This is a genomic window from Neisseria sp. DTU_2021_1001991_1_SI_NGA_ILE_055 (assembly GCF_032342915.1).
Taxonomy (GTDB): domain Bacteria; phylum Pseudomonadota; class Gammaproteobacteria; order Burkholderiales; family Neisseriaceae; genus Neisseria.
This window is the reverse complement of the sequence record NZ_CP135440.1, coordinates 2,198,175-2,224,865: the sequence shown is the minus strand read 5'-3', so window position 1 is coordinate 2,224,865 and position 26,691 is coordinate 2,198,175. Positions and strand designations below refer to the sequence as shown.

Annotated in this window: 31 protein-coding genes; 16 read left to right on the top strand and 15 right to left on the bottom strand. The window is 53.4% G+C overall.

What is annotated here, in order from left to right:
* Positions 1–17: 17 nt before the first annotated feature.
* From argA to RRV97_RS10550, 8 genes are all read right to left on the bottom strand, one after another.
* Positions 18–1,331, bottom strand: a complete 1,314-nt coding sequence (argA, locus tag RRV97_RS10585; protein ID WP_311477813.1) for an amino-acid N-acetyltransferase — start codon at positions 1,329–1,331, stop codon at positions 18–20.
* Complete coding sequence (locus RRV97_RS10580; protein WP_283121765.1) at positions 1,328–1,723, bottom strand: MJ0042-type zinc finger domain-containing protein; 396 nt, start codon at positions 1,721–1,723, stop codon at positions 1,328–1,330. Before RRV97_RS10580 ends, argA begins: the two co-directional genes overlap by 4 nt.
* A 99-nt stretch (positions 1,724–1,822) precedes the next feature.
* On the bottom strand, positions 1,823–2,464 hold the full coding sequence (gene pyrE / locus RRV97_RS10575) for an orotate phosphoribosyltransferase (RefSeq protein WP_315611486.1): 642 nt from the start codon (positions 2,462–2,464) through the stop codon (positions 1,823–1,825).
* Positions 2,465–2,609: 145 nt separating this feature from the next.
* A complete protein-coding gene (gene rlmH / locus RRV97_RS10570; RefSeq protein ID WP_036493712.1) occupies positions 2,610–3,080 on the bottom strand; it encodes a 23S rRNA (pseudouridine(1915)-N(3))-methyltransferase RlmH in 471 nt (156 codons plus the stop codon).
* 161 nt (positions 3,081–3,241) lie between these two features.
* Positions 3,242–3,961 carry a UMP kinase gene (pyrH, locus tag RRV97_RS10565; protein ID WP_003708812.1) on the bottom strand — a complete coding sequence of 240 codons (720 nt, stop codon included), beginning with the start codon at positions 3,959–3,961 and terminating at the stop codon, positions 3,242–3,244.
* Positions 3,962–4,181: 220 nt separating this feature from the next.
* Positions 4,182–5,036: a translation elongation factor Ts gene (gene tsf / locus RRV97_RS10560; RefSeq protein ID WP_036493709.1), complete on the bottom strand. Its 855-nt coding sequence runs from the start codon at positions 5,034–5,036 to the stop codon at positions 4,182–4,184.
* Positions 5,037–5,159: 123 nt separating this feature from the next.
* Positions 5,160–5,888, bottom strand: a complete 729-nt coding sequence (rpsB, locus tag RRV97_RS10555; protein WP_002258397.1) for a 30S ribosomal protein S2 — start codon at positions 5,886–5,888, stop codon at positions 5,160–5,162.
* 177 nt (positions 5,889–6,065) lie between these two features.
* Complete coding sequence (locus tag RRV97_RS10550) at positions 6,066–6,308, bottom strand: hypothetical protein (protein ID WP_063076190.1); 243 nt, start codon at positions 6,306–6,308, stop codon at positions 6,066–6,068.
* A gap of 78 nt (positions 6,309–6,386) precedes the next feature.
* Between RRV97_RS10550 and RRV97_RS10545 the strand changes: the two genes are divergently transcribed.
* A complete protein-coding gene (locus RRV97_RS10545; RefSeq protein WP_315611485.1) occupies positions 6,387–6,977 on the top strand; it encodes a 5-formyltetrahydrofolate cyclo-ligase in 591 nt (196 codons plus the stop codon).
* 95 nt (positions 6,978–7,072) lie between these two features.
* Complete coding sequence (locus RRV97_RS10540; RefSeq protein WP_315611484.1) at positions 7,073–7,660, top strand: GNAT family protein; 588 nt, start codon at positions 7,073–7,075, stop codon at positions 7,658–7,660.
* A 157-nt stretch (positions 7,661–7,817) separates the two neighbouring features.
* Here the strand turns inward: RRV97_RS10540 and mnmG are convergent, their stop codons facing one another.
* Both mnmG and amgK read right to left on the bottom strand, forming a co-directional pair.
* Positions 7,818–9,713: a tRNA uridine-5-carboxymethylaminomethyl(34) synthesis enzyme MnmG gene (gene mnmG, locus RRV97_RS10535; protein WP_315611483.1), complete on the bottom strand. Its 1,896-nt coding sequence runs from the start codon at positions 9,711–9,713 to the stop codon at positions 7,818–7,820.
* An 84-nt stretch (positions 9,714–9,797) separates the two neighbouring features.
* On the bottom strand, positions 9,798–10,802 hold the full coding sequence (gene amgK, locus RRV97_RS10530) for an N-acetylmuramate/N-acetylglucosamine kinase AmgK (RefSeq protein ID WP_003749406.1): 1,005 nt from the start codon (positions 10,800–10,802) through the stop codon (positions 9,798–9,800).
* Between the two features lie 69 nt (positions 10,803–10,871).
* On the opposite strand from amgK, the gene RRV97_RS10525 reads away from it, so the two are divergent.
* The 3 genes from RRV97_RS10525 to RRV97_RS10515 all read left to right on the top strand — a co-directional run bounded on the left by RRV97_RS10525 (position 10,872) and on the right by RRV97_RS10515 (position 15,181).
* Positions 10,872–13,271 carry an LPS-assembly protein LptD gene (locus RRV97_RS10525; protein ID WP_410505874.1) on the top strand — a complete coding sequence of 800 codons (2,400 nt, stop codon included), beginning with the start codon at positions 10,872–10,874 and terminating at the stop codon, positions 13,269–13,271.
* Positions 13,268–14,257 carry a peptidylprolyl isomerase gene (locus RRV97_RS10520; RefSeq protein WP_101756329.1) on the top strand — a complete coding sequence of 330 codons (990 nt, stop codon included), beginning with the start codon at positions 13,268–13,270 and terminating at the stop codon, positions 14,255–14,257. Before RRV97_RS10525 ends, RRV97_RS10520 begins: the two co-directional genes overlap by 4 nt.
* Before the next feature lie 114 nt (positions 14,258–14,371).
* Complete coding sequence (locus tag RRV97_RS10515) at positions 14,372–15,181, top strand: alpha/beta hydrolase (RefSeq protein ID WP_101756328.1); 810 nt, start codon at positions 14,372–14,374, stop codon at positions 15,179–15,181.
* 233 nt (positions 15,182–15,414) lie between these two features.
* On the opposite strand, the gene RRV97_RS10510 is transcribed toward RRV97_RS10515, so the two are convergent.
* Both RRV97_RS10510 and rsmI read right to left on the bottom strand, forming a co-directional pair.
* Positions 15,415–16,035 (bottom strand): DUF1269 domain-containing protein, encoded by a 621-nt coding sequence (locus tag RRV97_RS10510; protein WP_315611482.1) that lies wholly within the window; start codon positions 16,033–16,035, stop codon positions 15,415–15,417.
* Positions 16,036–16,254: 219 nt separating this feature from the next.
* On the bottom strand, positions 16,255–17,142 hold the full coding sequence (rsmI, locus tag RRV97_RS10505) for a 16S rRNA (cytidine(1402)-2'-O)-methyltransferase (RefSeq protein WP_315611481.1): 888 nt from the start codon (positions 17,140–17,142) through the stop codon (positions 16,255–16,257).
* A 65-nt stretch (positions 17,143–17,207) separates the two neighbouring features.
* On the opposite strand from rsmI, the gene RRV97_RS10500 reads away from it, so the two are divergent.
* The 6 genes from RRV97_RS10500 (at position 17,208) to RRV97_RS10475 (ending at position 21,055) form a co-directional block, all read left to right on the top strand.
* Positions 17,208–17,555, top strand: a complete 348-nt coding sequence (locus RRV97_RS10500) for a YraN family protein (protein WP_315611480.1) — start codon at positions 17,208–17,210, stop codon at positions 17,553–17,555.
* Positions 17,556–17,559: 4 nt separating this feature from the next.
* Positions 17,560–18,153 carry a phosphoheptose isomerase gene (locus tag RRV97_RS10495; RefSeq protein WP_315611479.1) on the top strand — a complete coding sequence of 198 codons (594 nt, stop codon included), beginning with the start codon at positions 17,560–17,562 and terminating at the stop codon, positions 18,151–18,153.
* Between the two features lie 73 nt (positions 18,154–18,226).
* A complete protein-coding gene (locus RRV97_RS10490) occupies positions 18,227–18,838 on the top strand; it encodes a BON domain-containing protein (protein WP_070615178.1) in 612 nt (203 codons plus the stop codon).
* Between the two features lie 67 nt (positions 18,839–18,905).
* Complete coding sequence (locus RRV97_RS10485) at positions 18,906–19,511, top strand: hypothetical protein (RefSeq protein WP_315611478.1); 606 nt, start codon at positions 18,906–18,908, stop codon at positions 19,509–19,511.
* 63 nt (positions 19,512–19,574) lie between these two features.
* A complete protein-coding gene (gene map, locus RRV97_RS10480; RefSeq protein WP_036493672.1) occupies positions 19,575–20,354 on the top strand; it encodes a type I methionyl aminopeptidase in 780 nt (259 codons plus the stop codon).
* Between the two features lie 404 nt (positions 20,355–20,758).
* Positions 20,759–21,055, top strand: a complete 297-nt coding sequence (locus RRV97_RS10475; protein WP_003680641.1) for a helix-turn-helix domain-containing protein — start codon at positions 20,759–20,761, stop codon at positions 21,053–21,055.
* 94 nt (positions 21,056–21,149) lie between these two features.
* Here RRV97_RS10475 and RRV97_RS10470 read toward each other — a convergent pair whose 3' ends face one another.
* Genes RRV97_RS10470 through RRV97_RS10460 form a run of 3 tightly spaced genes read right to left on the bottom strand, consistent with a single transcriptional unit; the run spans position 21,150 to position 23,539 of the window.
* Positions 21,150–22,100 (bottom strand): YheT family hydrolase, encoded by a 951-nt coding sequence (locus RRV97_RS10470; RefSeq protein WP_222571338.1) that lies wholly within the window; start codon positions 22,098–22,100, stop codon positions 21,150–21,152.
* A 12-nt stretch (positions 22,101–22,112) separates the two neighbouring features.
* Positions 22,113–22,739, bottom strand: coding sequence for a phosphatase PAP2 family protein (locus RRV97_RS10465; RefSeq protein WP_315611477.1), 627 nt, complete (start codon positions 22,737–22,739; stop codon positions 22,113–22,115).
* Positions 22,739–23,539 carry a competence/damage-inducible protein A gene (locus RRV97_RS10460; protein WP_315611476.1) on the bottom strand — a complete coding sequence of 267 codons (801 nt, stop codon included), beginning with the start codon at positions 23,537–23,539 and terminating at the stop codon, positions 22,739–22,741. Before RRV97_RS10460 ends, RRV97_RS10465 begins: the two co-directional genes overlap by 1 nt.
* 110 nt (positions 23,540–23,649) lie before the next feature.
* On the opposite strand from RRV97_RS10460, the gene argG reads away from it, so the two are divergent.
* The 5 genes from argG (at position 23,650) to RRV97_RS10435 (ending at position 26,686) form a co-directional block, all read left to right on the top strand.
* Positions 23,650–24,993: an argininosuccinate synthase gene (argG, locus tag RRV97_RS10455; RefSeq protein ID WP_036493659.1), complete on the top strand. Its 1,344-nt coding sequence runs from the start codon at positions 23,650–23,652 to the stop codon at positions 24,991–24,993.
* A gap of 43 nt (positions 24,994–25,036) precedes the next feature.
* A complete protein-coding gene (locus tag RRV97_RS10450; RefSeq protein ID WP_003749376.1) occupies positions 25,037–25,252 on the top strand; it encodes a DUF4177 domain-containing protein in 216 nt (71 codons plus the stop codon).
* A complete protein-coding gene (locus RRV97_RS10445) occupies positions 25,245–25,460 on the top strand; it encodes a hypothetical protein (RefSeq protein WP_049330864.1) in 216 nt (71 codons plus the stop codon). The genes RRV97_RS10450 and RRV97_RS10445 overlap by 8 nt, the downstream gene beginning before the upstream one ends.
* Before the next feature lie 129 nt (positions 25,461–25,589).
* Positions 25,590–26,039 (top strand): DUF3290 domain-containing protein, encoded by a 450-nt coding sequence (locus tag RRV97_RS10440; protein ID WP_315611475.1) that lies wholly within the window; start codon positions 25,590–25,592, stop codon positions 26,037–26,039.
* 14 nt (positions 26,040–26,053) lie between these two features.
* A complete protein-coding gene (locus RRV97_RS10435) occupies positions 26,054–26,686 on the top strand; it encodes a DUF421 domain-containing protein (RefSeq protein WP_315611474.1) in 633 nt (210 codons plus the stop codon).
* Positions 26,687–26,691: the final 5 nt, after the last annotated feature.

Genomic DNA, 26,691 nt, shown 5'->3' with positions numbered 1-26,691 from the left:
TAATAGGATTGCAGTTTTCAGACGGCCTGCAAGTCATAAACAAATACTTTGGAATTGCGGCCGTTGGCATTGTATTCCTGCCGGCGTTCGGCAGGCAGGTCATCGGCCGAGGCCGTCTGAAAGCCCCGTTCGACAAACCATTCGCCCGTGTGCGTGGATAAGGCGAAAAGCGTTTTGATATTTAAGGCGCGCGCTTTTTGGAATAAATGTTCCAACAGCAATTCGCCGTAGCCGCCGTCACGAGCTTCGGGCGACACCACCAGGCAGGCCAATTCGCCGCAGTCCGGCTCGGCAAAAGTTTTCAGCGCCACGCAGCCGTAAATGTTTTGATCGTGTTCCAATACGGAAAAACTGGAAATATGGTTTTCCAAATACTCGCGGCTGCGGTGTAACAAGATGCCTTGTTCCGCCAGAGGACGGATTAAGGCGATGATGTGCGGAATGTCGTCGCTGCGTGCCTGACGGATGGAAACAAACGGCCCTCGGGCAATAGACGTACCGCTGCCCTCGCGGGTAAACAGCTCGCGCAACAGGCTGCCGTCTTCGCGGCCGTTGAGAATCTGCACCCGCGATACACCGTTTTCCAGTGCGCACACTGCCGCATGGAGTAAATCAACCGGCGCATCGGGATTGCCGCGCACCAATTCCTGCACTTCGCCGACAGACAACGTATTGGCCAACGAACCATCGGCGCGGCGGATACCGGCTTCTTCGGTCAGGAAAACCAGTTTCTCCGCCTGCAAAGCCATGGCCACTTCCTGCGCGGTTTCACACATACTCAGATTGAAGGTTTTGCCGCTGTACGAATGCCCCAAAGGACTGATCAGCACCACCGCGCCGCTATCCAAGCGCAAACGGATCTCTTCCGCGTCGATTTTGCGGACGGTACCGGTATAGCCCATGTCCACGCCGTCGATAACGCCTAACGGGCGGGCGGTAATAAAGTTGCCGCACGCGATAACCGGCGGCTTGCTCCGTTGCTGCGCAGATACGCTGCTGAACAAAGCTGCTTCGACATCGCTGCGGATAATCCCCGCCACCTGCTTCACTTCCATCAGGGTCGCTTCATCGGTAATCCGTCGGCTGCCGCTGTATTTCGGAACAAAATTCCGACCCGAAGCCAATTTGTCGAGCAAATGCCGCGAACCGTGCACCAAGACCAAACGCAAGCCCAAGCTGGCCAACAGGTTCAAATCTGCGGCCAAACGGATCAGGGTTTCGCCTTCCAACAGGCTGTCGGTCACGCCGACCACCATGGTTTTGCCACGCAAATATTGAATATAGGGCGCGGCTTCGCGAAAGCTGGCAACAAAATGAGCGATGTTACTCATAGCAGGGCAAGATAAAAGAGTTGCATAATCAAAACCGTCAGCGCAATCAGCGATGCCAGCGTCCAGTTGAAACCGTCCTTGCGCGTTTTGACCGCCGCCTGCTCTTCCGCCTTGGGCTCTTCCTTGAGCGCGCTGTTGAGCAAATCGGAAATTTCTTTGCGCGAAAGTTTGGAATGCTTGAGGATTTGCGCGCCGATGTTATGCACGAGGCGCACATCCGTTACCGCCACAGGCAAATGGGCAGGATCGGCCGGAAGGTTGCCCGACAGATAATCCTTGGCCTTAAACATCCCCGAACAACGCGTGCAGACCACGAAACCCTGCGCCACGTTCAATTGGGTATCTTTCACCCAATGCGGCGTTTTACAATGAGGACAAGAACAAGCAGGCATGAGTATTTTCCGTAAGTGTATTGAATCAAAAATATATTTTAGCCAATGCTTCAGGCCGTCTGAAAACTGTTTCAGACGACCTGAGCATGATGTTATGGTTTAAACCGCGCCGTAACGTTCGCGATAGGCTTTGACCGGCTCGAAGAAGCCGCCAAATTCGGCATTGTTTTGCAAGAGCGTGAACAAGTCGTTCAAGTTGGCAATCGAAACCACCGGCAGGCCGTATTGTTTTTCCACTTCCTGCACCGCCGACAATTCGCCTGTGCCTTTTTCCATGCGGTCGAGCGCAATGGCCGCTGCGGCAGGCGTTGCGCCTTCGGCCTCAATCAGTTTGACCGACTCGCGCACGGATGTACCGGCGGAAATCACATCATCGATGATCAGCACGCGGCCTTTCAAAGGCGCGCCCACCAACACGCCGCCCTCGCCGTGGTCTTTGGCTTCTTTGCGGTTGTAGGCAAACGGTACGTTTACGCCTTTTTCCGCCAACATCATCGCTGTTGCCGCCGCCAAAATAATGCCTTTATAGGCTGGGCCGAACAGCATATCGAACTTTACGCCGCTGGCAATAATGGCTTCGGCGTAAAACTTCGCCAGCTGCAAAGTCGATGCGCCGTCATTGAACAAACCGGCATTGAAAAAATAAGGCGACTGACGGCCGGCCTTGGTCGTAAATTCGCCGAATTTCAACACGTTTTGTGCCAAAGCGAATTTGAGGAAGTCTTGACGGAAATCGGACATTTGGGTTCTCCCGAAAGATGTTGATTTATCAAAGAAACGATTATAAAGGATTCATGCGGAAAAATCAGGCCGTCTGAAAAACGGGTTCGCCCCACTTTAAACCGACAAGGCGGCATTGCCGTCTTATCACGGCAATCAAAGCGAATTATTCCCGATGATAAGGATGGTTGTGCAAAATCGAAACGGCACGATAAAGCTGCTCGGTCAGCAAAACGCGCACCATGCCATGCGGCAGGGTCAGGCTGGAAAGGCGCATCATCATGTTTGCCTGCTGTTTCAAACGGTCGGTCATGCCGTCTGCGCCGCCGATAATAAAGCAGACGTGTTCGCCGTTTTGCTGCCAGCTTTTCAAATGTTGCGCCAATTCGACCGAAGTCGGCGCTTTGCCGCGCTCGTCCAATACCACCAAAAACGCGCCTTGCGGGATGGCTTCCAGCAGGCGTTTTTCTTCAGCCGCCATGCCCTGAGCCGCATTCACACCCGCGCCTCGTTTTTCAGGCTTGATTTCTTTCAGCGCATAATTGACATCGCGCCCGAAGCGTTTGGCGTACTCGCCGACGGCCTCATCTACCCAACGCGGCATTTTCGTGCCGACAGCCAAGACGGTGATATTCATGGAGTATCCTTTGTTATCGAATTGTCGGTTGGGCATTATGGTTAAACAAGTTCTCAACCTTTTCAAACCATGAGCCAATGCCCACGCAACCGACTGAAAATAAAAGGCCGTCTGAAAGCCGAATGTATCCCGTTCGGCTGTTTCAGACGGCCTTTCAATGATTAGCAGTGAACCAGCGTACCTTCGTTTTCGCCGGTTACCACGCGTTTGAGCGAGCCTTCTTTAGCAATGCCGAATACCACGATATTGAGCTTGCGTTCGCGACAGAGGGCGAAGGCGGTGGCATCCATCACTTTGAGGTTTTTCAACAAGGCTTCGTCAAAAGTAATGGTTTCGTAGCGTGTTGCCGATGGGTCTTTTTTCGGGTCTGCGGTGTACACGCCGTCAACGTTAGTGGCTTTGAGCATCACATCGCAGTTCATTTCCGCACCGCGCAATGCGGCAGCAGTGTCGGTTGTGAAGAACGGATTACCGGTACCGGCGGCAAAAATCACGACTTTGCCTTCTTCCAAATATTGAATGGCTTTAGGACGGGCGTATGTTTCAGCGATTTGCTGCATAGACAGTGCAGATTGAACACGCGCTTTGATGCCCAAGGTTTCAAATGCGTCTTTGAGTGCCAAGGCGTTCATCACGGTTGCCATCATGCCCATGTAGTCGGCAGTGGCGCGGTCCATGCTGCCTGCTTGTGCAGATACGCCGCGGAAAATGTTACCGCCTCCGACAACGATACCGACTTGCACGCCCATTCTCACGATTTCGGCAATTTCGCCGACAGTTTGAACGATGGTATCGTGATTGATGCCGAATGGATCAGAGCCCATCAGGGATTCGCCGGAGAGTTTCAGTAATACGCGTTTGTATTTGATTTGCTGTGTCATGGGATACCTTGCTTTCTTGAATGTCGTCGGTCGGGGGGCGGGCCGTCTGAATTTTCAAACGGTCGGAATATTAATGATAGGGTGTGTCGGTTTATTATTGTTTTGGTTTTCAGACGGCCTGAATATTCGGCCGTCTTAAATTAGGTACCGTAAACGGTTTTCTCAAAAAAAAGCACCCTGATTCGTTTGGAATCCAGGTGCTTTCTTTTTCATAAGTGCCTTACACTTTAGCAGCGGCAGCAACTTCGGCCGCGTAGTCAACAACGGCTTTCTCGATACCGTCGCCTACTTTGTAGCGTACGAAGCTGATCACTTCAGTGCCGTTTTCTTTAGCGAATTGGGCAACAGTTTGGTCAGGGTTCATCACGAACGCTTGGCCGTTCAGAGTGATTTCAGCCAAGAATTTACGGATACGGCCTTCGACCATTTTAGCGGCGATTTCAGCAGGTTTGCCGGAAGCAATGGCTTGCTCGGTGTAGATGTGGCGTTCTTTTTCGATGGTTTCGGCATCCACTTCGGCTTCAGATACGCATTGAGGTTTGGCGGCAACGATGTGCATACCGATTTTGCGTGCTACGTCTTCAGAGCCTTTGTACTCAACCAATACGCCTTCGGTAGCCAAAGCACCGTGGATGTAGGCAACCAGTTGGTTGGCAGTGTCGATCACTTGGAAGCGGCGAACAGACATGTTTTCGCCCAATTTAGCGATGATGGCTTTACGTTCTGCTTCAACCAATTCGCTCAGTTCTTCAACGGTAGCCGGTTTTTTCTCGGCAGCAGTTTTAGCAACGAAGTTAGCAAATTCTACGAAGCCGGCGTCTTTAGCAACGAAGTCGGTTTCGCAGTTTACTTCAACCAATGCGCCGACATTGCCGTTGATCGCGTAAGCCAATACGCCTTCGGCAGCAGTACGGCCAGCCAGTTTACCGGCTTTCGCACCAGATTTAATACGCAGGATTTCTTCGGCTTTGTCGAAGTTGCCTTCAGCTTCAACCAAGGCTTTTTTGCATTCCATCATACCCAGGCCGGTAGCGGCGCGCAGGTCGGCAACCATTTTTGCAGTAATTTCTGCCATTTTGAATCTCCTAGATTTTTGGGAACACGGCCATTGCCGTGTTTGGAAATAGTGGCCGTCTGAAACGGATTTCAGAACGGGATTTGAGAAAAGGGGCATAACGCCCCTCTTCCGTGTACCGAATTACTCGGCAGCAGCTTCTTGGGCAGCGGCTACAGTTTCTTGCAGCGCTTGGTTTTTGCCTTCCAAAACTGCGTCGGCGATGCCGCGGCAGTACAGGCGGATGGCTTTGGCGGAGTCATCGTTACCAGGGATAACGTATTTCACGCCGTCAGGGCTGTTGTTGGTATCGACTACGGCGATAACAGGGATGCCCAGTTTTTCAGCCTCAACCAGAGTACCTTTTTGGTAGCCGGTATCGATAACGAAAATCGCGTCAGGCAGGCCTTTCATGTTTTTGATACCGCCCAAAGAACGTTCCAGTTTTTCAACGTCGCGTTGCATTTCCAGAATTTCTTTTTTGTTGAAACCGCCTTCAGCAGCGTTTTCCAGGGCAGCAGTTTTTTCTTCCAGGCGTTTGATGGATTGCTTAACGGTTTTGTAGTTGGTCAGCATACCGCCCAACCAACGGTGATCAACGAAAGGCATACCGGCACGGGTAGCTTCTTCGCGGATGATGTCGCGGGCTTGGCGTTTGGTACCTACGAACAACACTGTACCTTTGTTGGCAACCAGACGGCGTACGGCTTCTTGCGCCTCCTGGAACATCGGCAGGGTTTTTTCCAAGTTTACGATATGGATTTTGTTGCGCGCACCGAAAATGTATTGGGCCATTTTCGGGTTCCAGAAACGGGTTTGGTGACCGAAGTGAACACCGGCTTCAATCATCTGACGCATAGTAATTTGAGACATGTTATTTCCTTGAAAGGGTTAAAGAGCACACATTCAATCGCATAGAACTTGATAGGCGGCGCCTATTGTCAAGCACCCTTCGGCGAAAGTGGGCATAAGTTTTAAAAAATAAAAGAGTGTTTCCGAAATGGAAAACTGACGGATTATAGCGGATAAGAGGCCGTCTGAAAAGGGATTTTATACCTTTCCGTCCTGTTTTTCATCCGCCTGTACCGCCTTTTGGCGGGCCGCTTCAAACTCCGCCTGCTCCTGCCGTTTCATCAGGCGGTTGCGGCGGCGGATGGTCACGACAAAGACCGTAAACACAGTGGGCAACACTGCCCAAAAAACCAAATAAATCAATGCGCGCGCAATACTCGGCTGCGCGGCGGAAAACATCACGGCAACAAAAAGATAGCCGATGGCGACAATGTGCCACATCGTGTGCGTCCTGTTTGAATGTTAACAAAATCGTTATAATCGCAACATTCTACCGCAATCCCGAAAGGCCGTCTGAAAATGAGGAATCCCGAAAAATCGGCACTACGCAAACAGTTCCGCCGCGCACGCGCCCAAATGAGCGCCGACGAGCGAAACGCCGCCACCGAAACCATCAACCGCCTGCTCAAACCCTACATCAAAAAAGGACGGAAAATCGGCGTGTATTGGCCGATGGGCAAGGAATTGCGATTGGACGGCTTTGTCCGTGCCGCACAAAAACGCGGCGCAAAACTCTACCTGCCCTATATCGAACCGCACACGCGGCGGATGTGGTTCACCCCCTACCCTGCCGACGGCGCCAAACAAGAACGCAAACGCGGCCGCGCCAAATTGCACGTCCCCCAATTCACCGGCAAAAAAATCCGCATCCACCAACTCAGCCTATTGCTGGTCCCCATCGTCGGTATCGACAAACGCGGCTACCGCCTCGGACAAGCCGGCGGCTATTACGACGCCACCCTCTCCGCCACGAAATACCGCCTGCAAACCAAAACCCTGGGCGTAGGCTTCGGCTGCCAGCTGACCGACACACTGCCGACCGAACCACACGACCTGCCGCTGGACGGGTTTGTATCGGAGTCGGGCGTGCTGATGTTCAAACATCATTAATCAATAGCTTTCAGAAGACCTCAGAGATGCCGTCCGTTAAGACACTATAAAAGGTCGTCTGAAAACTCAAACCATCAAATACAAAGGAAACCTCCATGACTGATTTCTCATCCACTCCCGTTTTATCCTTCGACCGCGTCCGTCTCGAACCTTTAACAACGGCACACGAAGCCGGTTTGCGCGAAGCAGTTTGCGACGGCGAAGTTTGGAAGCTGAACGTAACCACCGCGCCCGAACCCCACCAAGTAGCTGACTATATCCGCATCGCCATACAAACCCGCCTCGCCTTTGCCGTCATCGACGAAGACACGGGAAAAATTGTCGGCTCAACTTCGCTTTACCACATCGACCCCGCCATCCCACGCCTCTACATCGGTTTCACATGGTATGCCCTGTCGGCACAGCGCACGCACATCAATACCGCCTGCAAAATCATGTTGCTCGACTACGTTTTCGACACTTTAAACTGCCGCTGCGTCTGCTGGCAGACCGACAACCTCAATACCGCCTCCCAACGCGCCATCGAACGCTTGGGTGCACACCAAGACGGCATCTTGCGCTGCCACAAGCTGCGGAAAGACGGCAGCGTGCGCGATACGGTTGAATACAGCCTGCTGCGTGAGGAATGGCCGCAGGCAAGGGTAAAACTGCTCGAAAAAGCGGCAGCTTATGACGCGTCCTGAAAAAACGTTTTCTTCTTCATTTTTTCATCAGAATACGCCCATCTTGCTGACAATCCGAACTCTTTAAAAAATTAATGAAATAAGGTGCAACACCATCAATCCCCTGATAAATAAAGGCCGTCTGAAAGTTTCAGACGGCCTTTATTCGGATTAAACCTTACTTGGCATCCTTAAATCCACGCTTCAAATGCACCATCAGCAATGCGACGGCGGCAGGCGTTACGCCGGAAATGCGGCTGGCTTGGCCGACGGTTTCGGGTTTGTGTTGGTTGAGCTTTTGCTGCACTTCGGCGGATAAGCCTTTGACTTTGCTGTAATCGATGTCGTCGGGCAGCTTTAAGGTTTCGATGTCGCGGCGGCTGTCGATTTCTTCGTTTTGGCGGTCGATATAGCCTTGGTATTTGACTTGGATTTCGACTTGTTCGACCACGCTGTCGGCAAGTGCGGTTTCAGGTTGTGCGTCGGGCAGGGTCATCAGCGCGGCGTAGTCGAGGTTCGGGCGGCGCAGGAGGTCGTGCAGGTTGGCTTCGCGGCTGAGTTTTTGGCCGAATACGCGCAGCTGCTCTTCTTCGGCGAGTTTTTGCGGCGTGTACCACGTTGTTTTCAAACGTTGGATTTCGCGTTCGATGGCTTCGCGTTTTTCGTTGAACATGCGCCATTGTTCTTCACCCACCAAGCCGATTTTGTAGCCGTCTTCGGTCAGGCGCATATCGGCGTTGTCTTCCCTGAGTTGCAGGCGGTATTCGGCGCGGCTGGTAAACATGCGGTAGGGTTCGTTCACGCCTTTGGTGATGAGGTCGTCCACCAATACGCCGAGATAGGCTTGTTCGCGGCGCAGCAGGAGCGGGTCTTGTTCGCGGACGTATTGCACGGCGTTTGCGCCTGCAAGCAGGCCTTGTGCGGCGGCTTCTTCGTAACCGGTTGTGCCATTGATTTGTCCGGCGAAGAAGAGGCCTTGGATGGTTTTGGTTTCGAGGCTGGCTTTGAGGTTGCGCGGGTCGAAGTAGTCGTATTCGATGGCGTAGCCGGGGCGCAGGATATGGGCGTTTTCCAAACCTTTCATGCTGCGCACGAGGGCGATTTGAATATCGAACGGCAGGCTGGTGGAGATACCGTTTGGATAGTATTCGTGTGTGGTCAGGCCTTCGGGTTCGAGGAAAATCTGGTGGCTGTCTTTGTCGGCGAAGCGGTTGATTTTGTCTTCGATAGACGGACAATAACGCGGGCCGACGCCTTCGATTTTGCCGGTAAACATCGGGCTGCGGTCGAAGCCTGAGCGGATAATTTCGTGGGTTTGCGTGTTGGTATGCGTAATCCAGCAGGACACTTGGCGCGGGTGCATATCGGCGCTGCCGCGTACGGACATTACAGGAACGGGTATGTCGCCGGGCTGTTCGGTGAGCTGGGAAAAATCAATCGTACGTCCGTCGATACGCGGCGGTGTGCCGGTTTTCAGACGGCCTTGCGGCAGATTCAATTCGCGCAAACACCCGCCCAGCGATTTGGCGGCGGGGTCGCCGGCGCGGCCGCCTTCGTAGTTTTCCAAACCGATGTGGATTTTGCCGGACAAAAACGTGCCGGCGGTCAACACAACGGCGCGTGCTTTAAACTCCACGCCCATCGCGGTAACCACGCCGCTGATGCGTTCGCCATCAAGCGTTACGTCTTCGACGGCTTGTTGGAAAAGCTCCAGATTTTCTTGGTTTTCCAACATTTCGCGGATGGCGGCTTTATATAGGATACGGTCGGCCTGCGCGCGCGTGGCTCGCACTGCCGCGCCTTTACTGGCGTTCAAGCGGCGGAACTGGATGCCGGATTTGTCGGTGGCCAACGCCATCGCACCGCCCAATGCGTCGAGTTCGCGCACAAGGTGGCCTTTGCCGATGCCGCCGATGGAAGGGTTGCACGACATTTGACCGAGGGTTTCGATGTTGTGTGAAAGCAGCAGGGTTTGCGCACCCATGCGTGCGGCAGCAAGCGCGGCTTCGGTACCGGCATGGCCGCCGCCGACGACAATCACGTCGTAGGTTTTGGGGTAAATCATGTAAGTCATTTTTATGTGTTCTGTAAAGGTTTCAGACGGCCTTTTGTTGATCAGGCCGTCTGAAAAGTGGAATCAAATCTTAAAAAACCAAGCTTAGAAGGTATAGCCTGTTTCCAATTCGTCATCGCCGACCAATTCGACCAGCAACGCATATAGCGGCGCCAAATCGTTGTAACGGCGGGATACGCGGCGCAAATAGTTCAAGAAGCGCGGGATTTCCGGGCGGTATTTGTCTTTGCCGTCGCGGTAGTACAGGCGGGCAAAAATACCGGCCACTTTCAAATGGCGTTGTACGCCCATCCATTCAAACCAGCGGTAGAACTCGTCAAACTCGGCAGGCACGGGCAACTCGGCAGCGCGTGCTTTTTCCCAGTAACGGATGACCAAGTCCAATACAAATTCTTCTTCCCATTCGATAAACGCATCGCGCAACAGCGACACCAAATCATAGGAAATCGGGCCGTAAAGCGCGTCTTGGAAGTCCAATACGCCCGGGCGGCCTTTTGCCAGCATCAGGTTGCGGACGATAAAGTCGCGGTGGACATACACTTTGGGCTGCGCCAACAGGGGCGGCAGCAGCGTATCGACAGTTTGCTGCCACAACTGGCGTTGCTTGAAGGTCAGCTCGCGGCCCAATTCTTTGGCCACAAACCATTCGGGGAACAAATTAATCTCACGCAGCATGACTTCGCGGTCGTATTCCGGCAGTTTGCCGGGTTGGCTGGCTTTTTGCAGCTCGATCAGTTCGTCGATGGCTTCGAGCAGCAGGGCTTTGTGGGCGGTTTCACTGTTTTCCTGATTCATGGCAGTCAGGAATGTGGTGTTGCCCAAATCGTTCAACACCATAAAGCCCAACGCTTCATCCACATGAAGCACTTGCGGCACATTGACCATATTAAACAGTTTTTGCACTTTCAAATACGGCGCAACACTCATCTTCTCAGGAGGCGCGTCCATACAGATGACAGTCTGGCCGTCTGAAAACGTCGCACGGAAATAACGGCGGAAGTCGGCATCGGCTGCCGCAAAGCTCAATTCGAACGGCTGGTTCGGGTAAACAGACTCCAGCCAGTTTTGTAATTCGGTTTGTCGTTGCATAGCGGTATCGCAGAATTTCAGGTTACAATAACCGCTATTCTAACTGGCAAACCGATTTAAGGGGCGATTTTGGCTCGTTTATTTTCACTCAAACCCTTGGTACTCGCCTTAATTATGGGCTTTGGCGCAACAGCCGTGCGCGCGGAAGATGCTTCCGTTCCGCGGGCGGAAGACTATACCCCTGCCCACACCGCCGAATCCAAACCGGCAAAAACCGGCCAAAGCGAAGCCGATCCGCTTTCCTTGGGCAGCACTTGCCTGTTTTGCGACCACGAAGATGCCAAGCCGGCCGAAACCGCCGAAATCAAACGCAGCGGCGAGCCTGCCCTGCCTGCCGATTACACCCGCGTCAACGCCGATAAAATAGAAGGCCAGACCCAAGTCGGCGTCCGTGCCGAAGGCGACGTCATTGTCGAGCGCAATGCCGATGTTCTCAACGCCGATTGGGCGCAATACGACCAAGCCGCCGATACCGTTACCGCCGGCGACCGCTTTACCCTGTATCAAAACGGTTCGACCGTATCCGGCGACCAATTGGTTTACAACCTCAAAAACCAAACCGGTTCCGGCACTGCCGTGCGCCTCAATACCGAACAAGGCGGCCGCCGCCTTCAAAGTGTCAGCGAAAAAGCCGAACTCAAAGGCAAAGGCCTCTACAAACTCATCAATACCAAATTCAACACCTGTTCGCCCGGCGATGCCAGCTGGTATATCCAAGCGCAAAGCATCGAAGCCGATGAGTCGACAGGCATCGGCGTAGCCAAACACGCTTCACTGGTATTCGGCGGCGTCCCCGTCCTCTACACGCCTTGGGCGGACTTCCCCATCAACGGCAACCGCAAAAGCGGCCTGCTCGTTCCGACCATTGCCACCGGTTCAGACGGCCTTGAGCTGAGCCTGCCCTACTACTTCAACCTTGCGCCGAATTTGGATGCCACCATCCGCCCGGGCATCATCAGCAAACGCGGTGTGCAACTGGGCGGCCAAGTGCGTTATCTGCAACCGAATTACAGCGGCGAAGTCGATGGCGACTGGATGCCGAACGACCAAAAAAGCGTCCACAACAACCGCTACCAGTTCAAATGGAAACACCAGCAGCAGCTGAACAGCAAAATCAGCGGCGGCATCAACTACAACCAAGTTTCCGACGACGATTACTACCGCGACTTCTACGGCCGCGAGGACATCGCGCGCAACGTCAACCTTGACCGTCAGGCATGGCTCAATTACAGCGACAAACTGTTGGGCGGCAGCTTCGACGGCTCGTTGCGCGTACAAAAATATCAAACGCTTGCCAACCAAGACGGCTATAAAGACGAGCCTTATGCCATCATGCCCCGTCTGACCGGCCGTTGGCAAAGCCATCTCGGCAAAGCGCAACTCAACGTATTCAGCCAATTCACCCGTTTTGACCACGATACCAAGCAAGACGGCAGCCGCGTGGTGCTCTACCCGAGCGTCAAATGGGACTTCCACAACCAATGGGGCTACATCCGGCCTAAAGTCGGCGTACACGCCACTTATTACAGCCTCAACAGCTTCAACGGCCAAAGCAGCCGCAATGTCAGCCGCGTCCTGCCGATCATCAACGTCGACAGCGGCCTGACTTTCGAGCGCAGGGCCCGTCTATTCGGCGGAGAATACCTGCAAACGCTCGAACCACGCCTGTTTTACAACTACATTCCGACCAAGTCCCAAAACGACCTGCCCAATTTCGACAGCTCTGAAAACAGCTTTACCTATTCGCAGCTGTTCCGCGAAAACCTGTATTCGGGCAACGACCGCATCAATTCGGCCAACAGCCTGACGCTGGCCACACAAAGCCGTATCCTCAACCCCAACACCGGTGCGGAACTCTTCCGTGCAGGTATCGGCCAGAAGTTTTATTTCAAAAAAGACAACGTCCTGCCTGACGGCAACGTCAGCCGTTATCCGCGCAGCCAGTCCGACTGGGTAGCCTTTGCACACGGCAACATTACCCCGAGCATCCGCATCGACTTGGACATCCACTACAACCAAAACCAAAGCCGTGCCGAAAGCTACGCCGCAGGGATCGCCTACAACCCCGAACCCGGCAAAGTCTTAAGCGCGCGCTATAAATACGGACGCAACGAGCGCATCTATCTGCAAGCCAACGGCGACTATTTCTACGACAGGCTCAGCCAAATCGACCTTGCCGCCCAATGGCCGTTGAGCAAAAACCTGTACGCCGTTGCCCGTTACAACTACGAAATCGAAGCCAAAAAACCGCTGGAAATGCTCATCGGTGCAGAATACAAAAGCAACTGCGGCTGCTGGATCGCAAGCTTGGTCGGCCAACGATATGTTACCGGCGAAAACAGCCACAAAAACGCCGTATTCTTCAACCTCCAACTCAAAGACTTGAGCAATATCGGCAACAACCCATTCGAAAAACTCCGCTTAGCCATCCCCGGTTACAGCAAAACCAACGAGGTAGTCAAACAATGAACTTCAAACCCCTGATTCTCGTCGCCGCACTCACTCTCGCAGTAGGCGCACACGCCGCTCCTAAAGCCAAAGCAGGCAAAGCGCGCGCAGCCAAAGTAGCTGCCGTCAGCGCCACCACCATGCCTGCCGTACAAAGCGGTGTACATCTTTCAGACGGCATTGCCGCGGTTGTCGACAACGAAGTCATTACCCACCGCCAAGTAGCACAAGCCGTAGCGCAAGCGCGTCAAACCATGCCTAAAGGTACACAAATGGACGCCAACGAGCTGCGCCAACAGGTTTTGGCACAAATGATCAACCAATCCCTGATCCTCCAAGCAGGCAAACGCCGCAACATCCAAGCGACCGATAGCGAAATCGAAGCCGTTATCGCGCACAACCCCAACATCAAAAACCCATCTGCCGCCGTCCGTCAAGACATCGCCGACAGCATTATTGTTGAAAAAGTGCGCCAACAGGCCATCATGCAAAACAGCCGCGTCAGCGACTCCGAAGTAGCACGCTACATCGAGCAGGCCAAACAACAAGGCATCACCCTGCCCGAAGCCGACCCTGTGCGCCAATATCATGCCCAACACATCCTCATTAAAGCCGACAACGATAACGCCGCTGTCGGAGCAGAAAGCACCATCCGCAAAATCTACTCACAAGCCCGCAGCGGCGAAGATTTCGGCGGTTTGGCACGCCAATACTCTCAAGACAGCAGCGCCGGCAATGGCGGCGATTTGGGCTGGTTTGCCGACGGCATGATGGTTGCCCCATTTGAAGAAGCCGTCCACAAACTCAAACCCGGCCAAATCAGCGCCCCTGTCCGCACCCAATTCGGCTGGCACATCATCAAGCTGAACGACGTCCGCGAAGCAGGTACGCCTGAAGAGCGCCAACAAAACGCCGTCCGCCAATACCTGTCCCAACAAAAAGCGCAACAGGCGACCACCAACCTCCTGCGCGAACTGCACAGCAGCTCCTACGTTGACGTACGCTAATCGCGCGTATTGTTAAAAAGGCAGAAATCCGTACAATAAGGCCGTCTGAAATCCATTGTTCAGACGGCCTTTTCTCCTTTTCCTCACGCAACCCATTGATTAAAGCACCCCATCATGCCCATCCGTCCCAACTGGCAAACCGCCACCCTGCTGCAAGCCGAAGAAACCGCCCTGACTTCCGCCCATACCGGCCGCACCTACCGTATTCAAGCCGCTGCACTCGGCAAGCGTCCGGCAGGCGGCTATCCCGTGCTGTATATTCTTGACGGTGATGCCTTTTTCCCCGCCATCCTTAATATGGCGCAATCCCTGCTCATCAACCCCATCACCAAAAGCCATGCCGCCTGCCTGATTGTCGGCATCGGCTACACCGGCGGCACCATCCGCGACTTAAGCCAACGCGCCCTCGACTACACGCCGCCGCTGCCCGACAACGCGCCCGAATCCGAACGCAAACAATACGGCCAAGCCGACCGCTTCAGCCGCTTTATCGATGACGAACTCTCCGCCCTGCTCGACAGCAAATACCGCATCGATGCCCAAAACCAAGCCGTCTTCGGCCATTCATTCGGCGCACTGTACGGCCTCTATTCCCTGTTCACCCGCCCCGAACGATTCCGCCATTATTTACTGGTTTCGCCGTCTATCTGGTGGCAAGACCGCCGCGTACTCGATTGGCTGCCCGACACTTTGCCGCAAGGAATCGGCATCCGCCTCAGCGCAGGCGAACATGAGGGCAGAAACAACCGCCCCGACCAAACCAGCCGCGGCATGGTCGCACAAGCCAAAATCCTTGCCGGCACTTTGCACCACCTCGGCGCAGATGTCCGCTTTACCCTCTACCCCAACGCCAATCACGGCAACGCCCCGTTTTACGCCCTGACCGACTGCATCGAATATTTGCGTAGCGCATGGCAGCGTTGAAGCAGGTTTGCCAAACATCGCGGCCGTCTGAAACGCAAACTTAGAAGCGTATTGAACCTATTGGATCAATCTAAAATCCAATTATAAAAAGGCCGAGACCTTTGCAAAGGTCTCGGGGCATGAAAAAGGGAGAGGCTACCTGAAAAATAGATTTTCAGGTAGCCTCAAACTGGTTTGGCATGCATCCGAAACGGAAAATTTGAGCGGTTACATACCTTGGGTTGGTGGCAGTGTTATTTCAACTTGGCTGCCAATTCGTCGAATTTTTGTTTGATGTCGGCCTTGAAGGCTTCCACTTTCTCTTTGCGTTCGGCTTTGCGCTGTTTTTTCCACGCTTCGTGTGCCTGACGTGCCACTTCTTCCTGCGCTTCTATTGCTGCCAATACGTCCCGTTGGGCAACGGCTACATCTTGTCGGAGAATAACGGTTTTGAAACGGTGGAAGAAAGCATCCAATACAGCTTCGTTGGATTCTTGCGCCAAAATAATGATCGCAGTACTGCCGTTATCCAGTTTTTTGGCTGTATTTTCTAGCAACGCCCCCTCTCCCAATGTTTGGGCAGTGCCTACATCACTGCCGATGAGTGCGCCAGTAGCTCCACCCAACAGAACACCGATAGGACCGCCGAGGATGCCGACCAGCGAACCAATGAGGCCGCCCGTCCATGTGCCTTCGACCGTATTGGCGGTAAAGTCGGTGCTTTCTGCTGGGATAATCAGACCATTTTCCTTTTTAACCAAAACGGCTTGTGCCACCAAAGCATCTGTTGTCTGCGAGTAAGCTTTCAATTCAGAAAAGGCTTGATAAGCTTCGCTGGAGATGTTGAATAAGGCAACGATGATGTTTTGTTTCATAAGTCCACTCCCGTAGATTGAAAGATTTAAGAACATACTAGTTGTATGCAGTGTCATTGTAAATTACAAGGGGGGGGGGAGCAATGTGGCAAACAGAACTTTACCTATATAAAGCCTGTAGAACCGGCAAACGGATAACGAACAATACCCAGCCTTTTGCCTGTAGGAAATCGTCGCATTGTTCACACCACAAGTTGAGAAAAATAAGCCTGCAAGACCTCAAGCGTCGTCTGAAATCCGTTTCCACTCCAACGCTAAATCGTACAAGGTTTTTTTGCTTTCGCCGGTAATCTTGGCGGCAAGCTCGGCGGCTTGTTTGGTCGGCAACTCGGCCGCAAGGATTTTCATCGTGTTTTGCGCCGCCTCGGGCAAATCGCTGTGTTTCTCTTTCACGGCAGGGTGCAACACCAGCACCATCTCGCCGCGCGTTTGGTTGCTGTCGTTTTTAAGGGCGGCTTGGATTTCGGCAACCGTGCCGCTGAGGAAGGTTTCAAACGTTTTGGTGATTTCGCGCGCCAAAGTCAAACGGCGTTCGGGGAACTGCGCGACCATATCCGCAAGGCTTGCTTCGATACGGTGCGGCGTTTCAAACATCACAATCGGAAAATCGGCTTCTGCCCATTTGGCCAGCAGCTTTTGGCGCTCGCCGGCCTTAGGCGGCAGGAAACCGTTGAAGTAAAAATCGGATTCCGTCACACCAGCCACGCTCAACGCCCCCATGACCGCGCTTGCGCCGACCACAGGCACTACTTTAAATCCGGCTTCGCGCACGCGGGCGGCAAGTTTCGCACCCGGATCGCACACCGCTGGCGTGCCCGCATCCGAAACTTGGGCGACGCTCAGGCCGTCTGAAAGATGGGCGATGATTTTATCGGCCATTTGCTGCTCGTTGTGTTCGCGCACGCTCACGAGTTTGCCCTGAATGCCGTACGCACTCAAAAGCTGGGCGGTAACACGGGTATCCTCGGCGCAGATCATGTCGGCCTTTTGCAGCACGGCCAGCGCACGCAGCGTTATGTCGGCTAAATTGCCGATGGGTGTGGCGACAACGTATAATGTCTGTTTTTCGATGCTGTCGACGGCTTTTTGCAGGTGTTTTGTGTACATAGATTCAAGGCCGTCTGAAACGGCGTTTCTTTAAAAACAATAATTATATAACGGGTAAACTTTTCATGCGCTTAAACCACAAACAGGGGGCGGCGGCCGAAGATGCGGCACTGGCGTTCCTACAGACCAAAGGCTGCTCGCTGCTGGCACGGAACTGGCATTGCGCCTACGGCGAAATCGATTTAATCGTCAAAAACGGCGGTACGATTGTGTTTGTTGAAGTAAAATACCGCAAAAACCGAGGTTTCGGTGGTGCCGCATACAGCATCTCGCCGTCCAAATTATTGAAATTGCAACGAAGTGTAGAGTATTATCTGCAAAAGCACGGGTTAAACCATGCGCCCTGCCGCCTGGACGCGGTACTGATCGAGGGCGACGGCCCGCCCGAATGGATTCAAAATATTACAGGTTAACCTCATGACAACATTACAAGAACGCGTTTCCGCACATTTTGCCGAGAGCATCCGTGCCAAGCAGGAAGCTGAAAAAGTACTGGTCGAGCCGACCGCACAGGCAGCCGAGCTGATGCTGCAATGCCTGATGAACGACGGCAAAATCCTGGTCTGCGGCAACGGCGGTTCGGCTGCCGACGCGCAACACTTCGCCGCCGAAATGACCGGCCGTTTTGAAAAAGAGCGCATGGAATTGGCCGCTGTCGCGCTGACAACGGACACTTCCGCCCTGACCGCCATCGGCAACGACTACGGTTTCGACCATGTATTCAGCAAACAAGTGCGCGCACTCGGACGTGCCGGCGACGTATTGGTCGGCATCTCCACCTCCGGCAACTCCGCAAACGTCATCGAAGCCATCAAAGCGGCACACGAACGCGATATGCACGTCATCGCCATGACCGGCCGCGACGGCGGCAAAATCGCCGCCATGCTCAAAGATACCGACGTTTTGCTCAACGTCCCTTATCCGCGCACTGCCCGCATTCAGGAAAACCATATTTTGCTGATACACGCCATGTGCGACTGCATCGACTCCGTCCTGCTTGAAGGCATGTAACCCTTTCTTTTCAGACGGCCCATCCCTTAAAGGCCGTCTGAACGCCCACCCGTCCATACCCAAGGAAAAGGATATGAAGAACATCAAACGCTACGCCCTCCCCGTTCTGACAGCGACCCTCTTGAGCCTGAGTCTGAGCGGCTGCGTCGGCGCACTGATCGGCGGTGCAGCCGTCGGCACCAAATCCGCCGTCGACCGCCGCACCACCGGCGCGCAAACCGACGACAACGTTATGGCCTTGCGCGTCGAAACCACCGCACGCTCCTACCTGCGCCAAAACAACCAAGTCCAAGGCTACACGCCCAAACTGAACGTTGTCGGCTACAACCGCCACCTGCTCCTGCTCGGCCAAGTGGCCACCGAAGGCGAAAAACAATTTGTCGAACGCATCGCCCGTTCCGAACAAGCCGCAGAAGGCGTGTACAACTACATTACCGTCGCCTCGCAAGCGCGTTCGCTCGGCGACGTGACCAACGACACTTGGGGTACATCCAAAGTCCGCGCCGCCCTGTTGGGCCTCAGCCCGGCCACCCAAGCACGCGTCAAAATCGTAACTTACGGCAACGTGACCTATGTCATGGGCATCCTCACGCCTGACGAACAAGCTCGCGTGACCCAAAAAGTCAGCACGACCGTAGGCGTACAAAAAGTCGTCACCCTCTATCAAAACTACGTTGCCAACTGATTCACAGGCAACCCGGGGCCGTCTGAATATTCAGACGGCCATTCCTCCAACAATTACCTGCCACGTCATGTCCAAGAATAATAAAACCCCTTTCCAACTTAAGCCCAAACACCTAATCCGCGCTTTATTCCTTGTCAGCTTTATCGCCGTCGCAGCCCTTGTTGCCGGCGTATTCAGTACCCTAAACTCCAGTAAAACCGATGTACCCGAAAAAAGCCCTGCCGAACAAACCGACACACGCATTGAAGTTTGGCGCCCCAACGGCGCAGTCGAACCTGAAACCGTTCAGCCTGCCAAAGACGGCGACGCAAAAACCATCTCCGGCAATCCTGTCGTCCCACAGGACGAAAAAGGCGAAAAAGCGGAAGAAGGTGTAAAAACCGACCGCCCCGCTGCACACCGCAGCAAACGCACAGAAAACAAACGCGCTGAAGCCGACAAATCAGAAAACACACCATCTGACAACAACAGCCCTGCCGCTCAAAACACACCTCAAACAGACAGCCAGCCGGTAGCAAACAAAGCCGCAGAAAACAAACCGGCCGCACAAGCAGCAGAAAACAAACCGGCAAAAGCCAAAGCCCCCGAGTCCAAACCGACTCCCAAAGCCGAGCCTGAGGCCAAACCACAAACCAAACCGCGCAATAAAGACAATCTCGACAACCTGTTTTAAACAGACGGCACACCCGTCCCGTTCAGACGGCCCCCATGCCGTCTGAAACAAGAAGGAAACCTCATGGACAAAGTCATCATCAAAACCCCCGAAGAAATCGAAAAAATGCGCGAACTCGGCCGCTTGGTCGCCGAAGCCCTCGACTACATCGGCCAATTCGTCAAACCCGGCGTCACCACCAACGAAATCGACAAACTCGTTTACGACTACCACGTCAACGTCCAAGGCGGTTATCCGGCTCCCCTCAACTACGGCAACCCGCCCTACCCGAAATCCTGCTGCACCTCCGTCAACCACGTCATCTGCCACGGTATTCCCGATGACAAGCCGCTGAAAGAAGGCGACATCGTCAACATCGACCTGACCATCAAAAAAGACGGCTTCCACGGCGACTCCAGCCGCATGTTTACCGTCGGCAAAGTCTCCCCGATTGCCCAGCGCCTGATCGACGTGACCCACGCCTCCATGATGGCGGGTATCGAAGCAGTCAAACCCGGCGCCACCCTCGGCGACGTCGGCTATGCCTGCCAACAGGTTGCCGAAAATGCCGGCTACTCCGTAGTGCAAGAATTCTGCGGCCACGGCATCGGCCGCGGTTTCCACGAAGCGCCGCAAGTGGTCCACTACGGCCGCAAAGGTCAGGGCCTCGTCCTCAAACCAGGCATGATTTTCACCATCGAGCCGATGATCAACCAAGGCAAACGCCACCTACGCATCCTAAACGACGGTTGGACAGTGGTCACCAAAGACCGTTCCCTCTCCGCCCAATGGGAACACGAAGTCTTGGTTACCGAAACCGGCTACGAAATCCTCACCATCAGCCCTGCCACCGGCAAGCCTTAAACTTGAAAAATTTTCAGGCCGTCTAAAAATACAGATTCAGACGGCCTGAAATTTATCCGTTTTCCCGACCCGTCAAACCGAATAAAAGCTCAAAATTAAGTTTTTACCCATAATGAATTGTTTAGTTATGTAAAAATTTGCCCACGCCATATTTAAGATAACCGCATAATTTGATGATTTATATGCCAAAAATTATACGAAATAATGAATTAAGAAATATTTACACAAATTATGGCAAACAGCGGCAAACTTCTTTCGAATATACTGTCTAATTATCTAGATCAGTCATTTGCAATACGCCCACATATCACCCCAAAAGCCTACAGGAAAAGGGATGCCGGCATTCTTGCAGACCCATTTTTATGCCTAGAGGCATGCAACAAATACCACAATAAGGAAGATTCATGAAATCGTTCGAAAAAATTGAAAACATCCGCGATATCCGTAAAAAACTCGGCCTGAACCAAATGGACTTCTGGAGCCGCATCGGTGTGACTCAATCCGGTGGTTCCCGTTACGAATCCGGCCGCAATATGCCAAAACCTGTACGCGAATTGCTGCGTTTGGTACACATCGAGCGCGTCGATTTGGCTAAAGTAAACCGTGACGACTTGGCCGTTGCGTCCTTGCTGAAAAACCGCGACCCTGAGTTGTACGCTTCTCTGAAAAAAGAAGCCAAAGCCGACAACAAAGGCAAATAATCAAGCCATTCAAAAGGCCGTCTGAAATTCGTTTTCAGACGGCCTTTTTACTTTCTACACTCTAAGGGCATGTCGCATACATATCCTTTCTCCTTTACGGCTGATACTGCTTGAAATAGTCCAACACCGTTTGCGGCAGCCATTGCAGATTCAGACGGCCCCGATCGCGGCTGACAAAGCCGACATGACCGCCGTATGCCGGTTGCAGCAGCGTAACGGCCGAGGACACGTCCCGCCCGGTCGGCAGGGCTTCCGGCGGCAAGAAGGGGTCGTTGACGGCATTGAGCAGCAGCAACGGCGTATCCACGCCTTTCAGAAACGGTTTGCAGGAATTGCGGCGGTAGTAATCGTGGCGGTCGGCAAAACCGTGAAGCGGCGCGGTAAAGCGGTCGTCAAAATCGCCAAGCGTTTTGCAGTTTTGCCGGCTCAAGGCCGTCTGAAACTGAGGAATCGCTCGGGCTTTCGGCAGCAGCGAATTCAAAAAATAACGCGTGTAAATCAGTCGCGTCATGCCCTGATCAAAACGCGTACCGGCCGCCACGGCATCAACCGGCGCGGAAACGACGGCAGAAGCGCGCGGAACGGCATTACTGCCCTGCTCGCCCAAATATTTGGCCAAGGCATTGCCCCCCAAAGAAACGCCGACGGCGTAAATGGTTGAATAGCGTCGGGCCAGCGTGTTGAGCATAAAGGCGATTTCAGTCGTATCGCCGAGGTGGTAGAACACGGGCGCGGTGTTTGCGATGCCGCCGCAACTGCGGAAATGGGCAACCACGCCGTTCCAACCGCGCTGCTGTACGGCTTTCATCAGCTCGACCGCGTAATGGCTCTCGCTGCTGCCTTCCAGTCCGTGGAACAAAACCACCAGCGGCGCATCGGGGTCTGCGCTGTCGACAAAATCGTAGGCAACTTGGGTTTTGCCGGTGCTGTCGGGCAGAAGCTCGCGGCGGTAGTCGGGCGCCTTGCCTTGCAGCAGTTTGGCAAACAGGGTATCGGCATGGCCGTTTCTGAGCCAATAAGGCGTGTTGGGTGAACGTGTATTCATAATTCGTTTCTTCTATTTTTCAGACGGCCTGAAGATAAGCATATACACCAGCAAGGCAGTCAGCGTGCCGTTTGTCCAACCTGCCCAAACATCGGTGGGATAATGCACGCCCAAATAAATGCGTGAAAACCCGGTCAACAGGGCAAAGGCAATACCGACCACCCAAGCGGCGCGGCGGTAGCGCGTGCGGCGGCAAAGCAATATCAACATGACGGCAATGGCGGCGGAAAACGTGCTGTGGCCGCTGGGGAAGGAAAAATTGCTCTCTTCAATCAGGCGTGGCCAAAGCAGCGGACGTTCGCGGGCAAACCATACCTTCACAATCAGCATGTTCAAAGTCGGCACCAATGCCGCCAACACGCAAAACAGTGCTTCGCGCTTCTTATCGGCGAAATACAGGGCTGCGGCGACTGCGCCGATCAGCGGCACGGCAATCGCGGTTTTGCCCAGATAGTGCAACACGGTGGCAATCGGGTCAAACCATGTTCCCGCGTGGGCATGGACGGCGTGCATCAGCGGCGGCTCAAAAGCGAAGCCGCCATATTGCGCCAGCCAAATGCCGATAACGAGGGTCGGCGGTAAAAACAGCAAAGAGGCAAAAGTCAGTGCGCGTTTGGCTTGGGCCGGAGACAAGTGCATTATTCCACCGTTTCTTTCAAAGTCGCGCCAATTGCCTGCAAACCCTGCAATGCATCTGCCCACGCTGCATCCAGCAAGCGGCAGGCCTCGCCTTCCGCTTTGATGCCGAACTCGATATGCGGCGGAATATAACGGCCGTCTGAATCGGTACGACCCACGGTGGGCAGGCTGTACGAACGGACACCGGCGTAGGTGCGCTCAAGATGTTCCATAATCGGCGTAATGCGCGATTCGGGTTGGTCGAACACATACACGCTGCGGCTGCCGCGTTCGGTTTGGTTGAAGCGGTCGGCGTAATAAGTTTCCAATACCCATTCGGCCATCGGGTGCGCCATCACAGGGAAGCCGGGGAAGAAATAATGCCCGCGGATGGAAAATCCGGCGATGTTGTTAAACGGATTGGGCACCAATTCCGCGCCTTCGGGAAAATCCGCCATTTTCAGGCGTTGGGCGTGTTCCGGCGAATCAAGCGGCTCGCCGCGTTTCAAGGTTACGCCTTCGATAAACTTGGCGGCCTCAGGATGGCGGACGACGGGCAAATCCAAAGCAGCCGCTGCGGCTTGGCGCGTGTGGTCGTCAGGTGTAGAGCCGATGCCGCCGGTAACGAAAGTCGGCAAGCCGTCTGAAAAGCTGCGGCGCAGCTGTTTGACCAGCAAATCAGGTTCGTCAGGCAGATATTGCACCTGATTGAGCTTCAGCCCGCGCGATTCCAATAAAGATTTGAAAAAGGCGAAATGCTTGTCTTGACGGCTGCCGTGCAGGATTTCGTCGCCAATGATAATGAGGTTAAAAGCGTTCATGATGAAGTTTCTTTAATACGGCCCTCCGAACATTCAGACGGCCCAATTGCTGACAATGTATTCCATTTATAAGATAATGGTTTCAACTTTTCAAGTCTGGAGAAATTCCCATGAGCCAAAACCATACCATTTTACAAAATCTCCCCGTCGGTCAAAAAGTCGGCATCGCCTTCTCCGGCGGCCTCGATACCTCCGCCGCACTGTTGTGGATGAAACTCAAAGGCGCGCTGCCTTATGCCTATACTGCCAACCTCGGCCAGCCCGACGAAGACGATTACAACGCCATTCCTAAAAAAGCGATGGAATACGGTGCGGAAAACGCCCGCCTGATCGACTGCCGCGCGCAGTTGGCACACGAAGGCATCGCCGCCATCCAATGCGGCGCGTTCCACGTTTCCACCGGCGGCATCGCCTATTTCAACACCACGCCTTTGGGCCGCGCCGTGACCGGCACCATGCTCGTTTCCGCCATGAAAGAAGACGATGTGAATATCTGGGGCGACGGCAGCACCTACAAAGGCAACGACATCGAGCGTTTCTACCGCTACGGCCTGTTAACCAACCCGGCGTTGAAAATCTACAAACCTTGGCTCGATCAACAATTTATCGACGAACTCGGCGGCCGTCACGAAATGAGCGAATTTCTGATTGCCAACGGCTTCAACTACAAAATGTCGGTTGAAAAAGCCTACTCTACCGACTCCAATATGCTCGGCGCGACGCATGAAGCCAAAGATTTGGAGTTCCTCAACAGCGGCATCAAAATCGTCAAACCCATCATGGGCGTTGCCTTCTGGGACGAAAACGTCGAAGTCAAACCCGAAGAAGTCAGCGTGCGCTTTGAAGAAGGCGTGCCGGTTGCATTAAACGGCAAAGAATACGCCGACCCCGTCGAACTCTTCCTCGAAGCCAACCGCATCGGCGGACGCCACGGCTTGGGCATGAGCGACCAAATCGAAAACCGCATCATCGAAGCCAAATCGCGCGGCATCTACGAAGCCCCGGGCATGGCATTGTTCCACATCGCCTACGAACGCTTGGTCACCGGTATCCACAACGAAGACACCATCGAACAATACCGCATCAACGGCCTGCGCCTCGGCCGCCTGCTCTACCAAGGCCGCTGGTTTGACAGCCAAGCCCTCATGTTGCGCGAAACCGCCCAACGCTGGGTCGCCAAAGCCATCACCGGCGAAGTCACCCTCGAACTGCGCCGCGGCAACGACTACTCGATTCTGAACACCGAATCGCCTAACCTGACCTACCAACCGGAACGCCTGAGTATGGAAAAAGTCGAAGACGCAGCGTTCACACCGCTCGACCGCATCGGCCAACTGACCATGCGCAACCTCGACATCACCGACACCCGCGCCAAACTGGGTATTTACTCGCAAAGCGGTTTGTTGTCCTTGGGCGAAGGCTCCGTATTACCGCAATTGAATAATAAGGAGTAGAATCAGGGGGCTTTAAAGCCCCCTGATTTTTCAAAGGAATAAAATGAAAGAATATAAAGCCGTCATTTATCAAGAGAACCTGCTTTCCAGTTTGGTTTTCGGCAGCGCCAAAATCAATCCGGTCAAATTCAGCGATTTCCTCAACAGCCATGCTTCACAAGGCTGGAAGGTCGTTACCATGGAAAAAGACCAGCGCCGCATGCTGCTGTTTTTCGTGCGTGAAGCCTACGTCGTCATTTTGGAAAAAGAACGTGTTTAAACTCGGCGTCTATGCCTGTCTCGGATTGTTCGTCAGCTGGGTGTTGCTCTTGATTTTGCAACTTTGGTTTTCCTTCGTCGATGCCGATTTGTTTCTCAAAATCACCCTGACCATGGCAGGTCTTTTCATTATTATTCTGGCCAGCTTACTGGTCATCAGCCAGTATTTTTCCGAAAAGAAAATGAAAGACGACGGATTTATCAACTGATACTACTTCGGGAAGCGCCATGTATGCTTTATCCGAAACCTTGACGCAACATCCTTGTTTAATAGACAAGGCCGTCTGAAATGTAAGTTTCAGACGGCCTTATTACCCTTCCCAAATTTATCAAATACCATGAAATTCTTTTCTCACTTTTATCTTGAAAATCATATGTATTTCAACGACTACTTGAAATACATCCTGATTTTCGCCGCCCTCGTCATCCTCCTGCTCGCCGTATCGCAATACCTGCGCCACCGCATGGACACCAAATACCGCGACCTGAGCATAATTGCGCTGTTGCTGCTCATCCTCATCTGCGGCACGCAATATCTTTCGTACAGCGAGCGTCAAAACTTTGCCGCCGATACTTCGCACATGGTTGGCTTTCTCAATGCCTTGATTGAAAACCAAAAAGTCGAAAAACAAGACATCATCGTCAACAGCACGCGCCTGTTCAACGGCATGATTATTGGCATCAAAAACCAATACTACGAAGTCCATTTCAATCAAGACTTCTCCGCCTACACGCTGACGCCCATCAATTTGGTCAACAACAATATCAAACTCATCGATAAAGAATAACAGGATACACACACATGGAAGCATACTCCCTGCTCGCCCTCAAACTGCTGATGGGTATTTTAGGTTTGATTTTGCAAATCAACCTCTTAGGTAAAGGCAACCTCGCGCCGACCTCCGCCATGGACCAAGTGCAAAACTATGTACTCGGCGGCATCATCGGCGGCGTGATTTACAGCGACAGCGTCGGCCTGTTGCAATTTTTCCTCGTGCTGATTTTGTGGACGCTGTTGGTCTTGAGCCTGAAATTCATCAAAAACCACAACCGCTGGGTCAAATCCATCATTGACGGCAAATCCGTCTGGGTTATCGTCAACGGCAAAATCCAAACCGATGAATGCATGAAAAACGGCATCAGCGCACACGACCTCATGTTCAAACTCCGCGCCGCCGGCATCTACGAAATCTCTGCCGTCAAACGCGCCGTGATGGAACAAAACGGCCAGCTCACCGTCATCCAGTACGGCGACGAGAGCCTGCGCTATCCGCTGATTACAGACGGCCAAGTCGACCCCGACATCCTCGAAATCATTAAGCGTGACGAAGAATGGCTGCAACAAGAGCTTGACCGCCTCCACCTTGAAGCCTCACAAGTCTATATCGGCGAATACATAGACGGAAAATTGGTGGCACACCGTTATCCTTCTTGATTTGA

Coding starts and splice junctions, on each gene's coding strand:
- argA (WP_311477813.1), bottom strand. CDS start 1,331: ATGAGTAACATCGCTCATTTTGTTGCCAGCTTTCGCGAAGCCGCGCCC.
- RRV97_RS10580 (WP_283121765.1), bottom strand. CDS start 1,723: ATGCCTGCTTGTTCTTGTCCTCATTGTAAAACGCCGCATTGGGTGAAA.
- pyrE (WP_315611486.1), bottom strand. CDS start 2,464: ATGTCCGATTTCCGTCAAGACTTCCTCAAATTCGCTTTGGCACAAAAC.
- rlmH (WP_036493712.1), bottom strand. CDS start 3,080: ATGAATATCACCGTCTTGGCTGTCGGCACGAAAATGCCGCGTTGGGTA.
- pyrH (WP_003708812.1), bottom strand. CDS start 3,961: ATGACACAGCAAATCAAATACAAACGCGTATTACTGAAACTCTCCGGC.
- tsf (WP_036493709.1), bottom strand. CDS start 5,036: ATGGCAGAAATTACTGCAAAAATGGTTGCCGACCTGCGCGCCGCTACC.
- rpsB (WP_002258397.1), bottom strand. CDS start 5,888: ATGTCTCAAATTACTATGCGTCAGATGATTGAAGCCGGTGTTCACTTC.
- RRV97_RS10550 (WP_063076190.1), bottom strand. CDS start 6,308: ATGTGGCACATTGTCGCCATCGGCTATCTTTTTGTTGCCGTGATGTTT.
- RRV97_RS10545 (WP_315611485.1), top strand. CDS start 6,387: ATGAGGAATCCCGAAAAATCGGCACTACGCAAACAGTTCCGCCGCGCA.
- RRV97_RS10540 (WP_315611484.1), top strand. CDS start 7,073: ATGACTGATTTCTCATCCACTCCCGTTTTATCCTTCGACCGCGTCCGT.
- mnmG (WP_315611483.1), bottom strand. CDS start 9,713: ATGACTTACATGATTTACCCCAAAACCTACGACGTGATTGTCGTCGGC.
- amgK (WP_003749406.1), bottom strand. CDS start 10,802: ATGCAACGACAAACCGAATTACAAAACTGGCTGGAGTCTGTTTACCCG.
- RRV97_RS10520 (WP_101756329.1), top strand. CDS start 13,268: ATGAACTTCAAACCCCTGATTCTCGTCGCCGCACTCACTCTCGCAGTA.
- RRV97_RS10515 (WP_101756328.1), top strand. CDS start 14,372: ATGCCCATCCGTCCCAACTGGCAAACCGCCACCCTGCTGCAAGCCGAA.
- RRV97_RS10510 (WP_315611482.1), bottom strand. CDS start 16,035: ATGAAACAAAACATCATCGTTGCCTTATTCAACATCTCCAGCGAAGCT.
- rsmI (WP_315611481.1), bottom strand. CDS start 17,142: ATGTACACAAAACACCTGCAAAAAGCCGTCGACAGCATCGAAAAACAG.
- RRV97_RS10500 (WP_315611480.1), top strand. CDS start 17,208: ATGCGCTTAAACCACAAACAGGGGGCGGCGGCCGAAGATGCGGCACTG.
- RRV97_RS10495 (WP_315611479.1), top strand. CDS start 17,560: ATGACAACATTACAAGAACGCGTTTCCGCACATTTTGCCGAGAGCATC.
- RRV97_RS10490 (WP_070615178.1), top strand. CDS start 18,227: ATGAAGAACATCAAACGCTACGCCCTCCCCGTTCTGACAGCGACCCTC.
- RRV97_RS10485 (WP_315611478.1), top strand. CDS start 18,906: ATGTCCAAGAATAATAAAACCCCTTTCCAACTTAAGCCCAAACACCTA.
- map (WP_036493672.1), top strand. CDS start 19,575: ATGGACAAAGTCATCATCAAAACCCCCGAAGAAATCGAAAAAATGCGC.
- RRV97_RS10475 (WP_003680641.1), top strand. CDS start 20,759: ATGAAATCGTTCGAAAAAATTGAAAACATCCGCGATATCCGTAAAAAA.
- RRV97_RS10470 (WP_222571338.1), bottom strand. CDS start 22,100: ATGAATACACGTTCACCCAACACGCCTTATTGGCTCAGAAACGGCCAT.
- RRV97_RS10465 (WP_315611477.1), bottom strand. CDS start 22,739: ATGCACTTGTCTCCGGCCCAAGCCAAACGCGCACTGACTTTTGCCTCT.
- RRV97_RS10460 (WP_315611476.1), bottom strand. CDS start 23,539: ATGAACGCTTTTAACCTCATTATCATTGGCGACGAAATCCTGCACGGC.
- argG (WP_036493659.1), top strand. CDS start 23,650: ATGAGCCAAAACCATACCATTTTACAAAATCTCCCCGTCGGTCAAAAA.
- RRV97_RS10450 (WP_003749376.1), top strand. CDS start 25,037: ATGAAAGAATATAAAGCCGTCATTTATCAAGAGAACCTGCTTTCCAGT.
- RRV97_RS10440 (WP_315611475.1), top strand. CDS start 25,590: ATGAAATTCTTTTCTCACTTTTATCTTGAAAATCATATGTATTTCAAC.
- RRV97_RS10435 (WP_315611474.1), top strand. CDS start 26,054: ATGGAAGCATACTCCCTGCTCGCCCTCAAACTGCTGATGGGTATTTTA.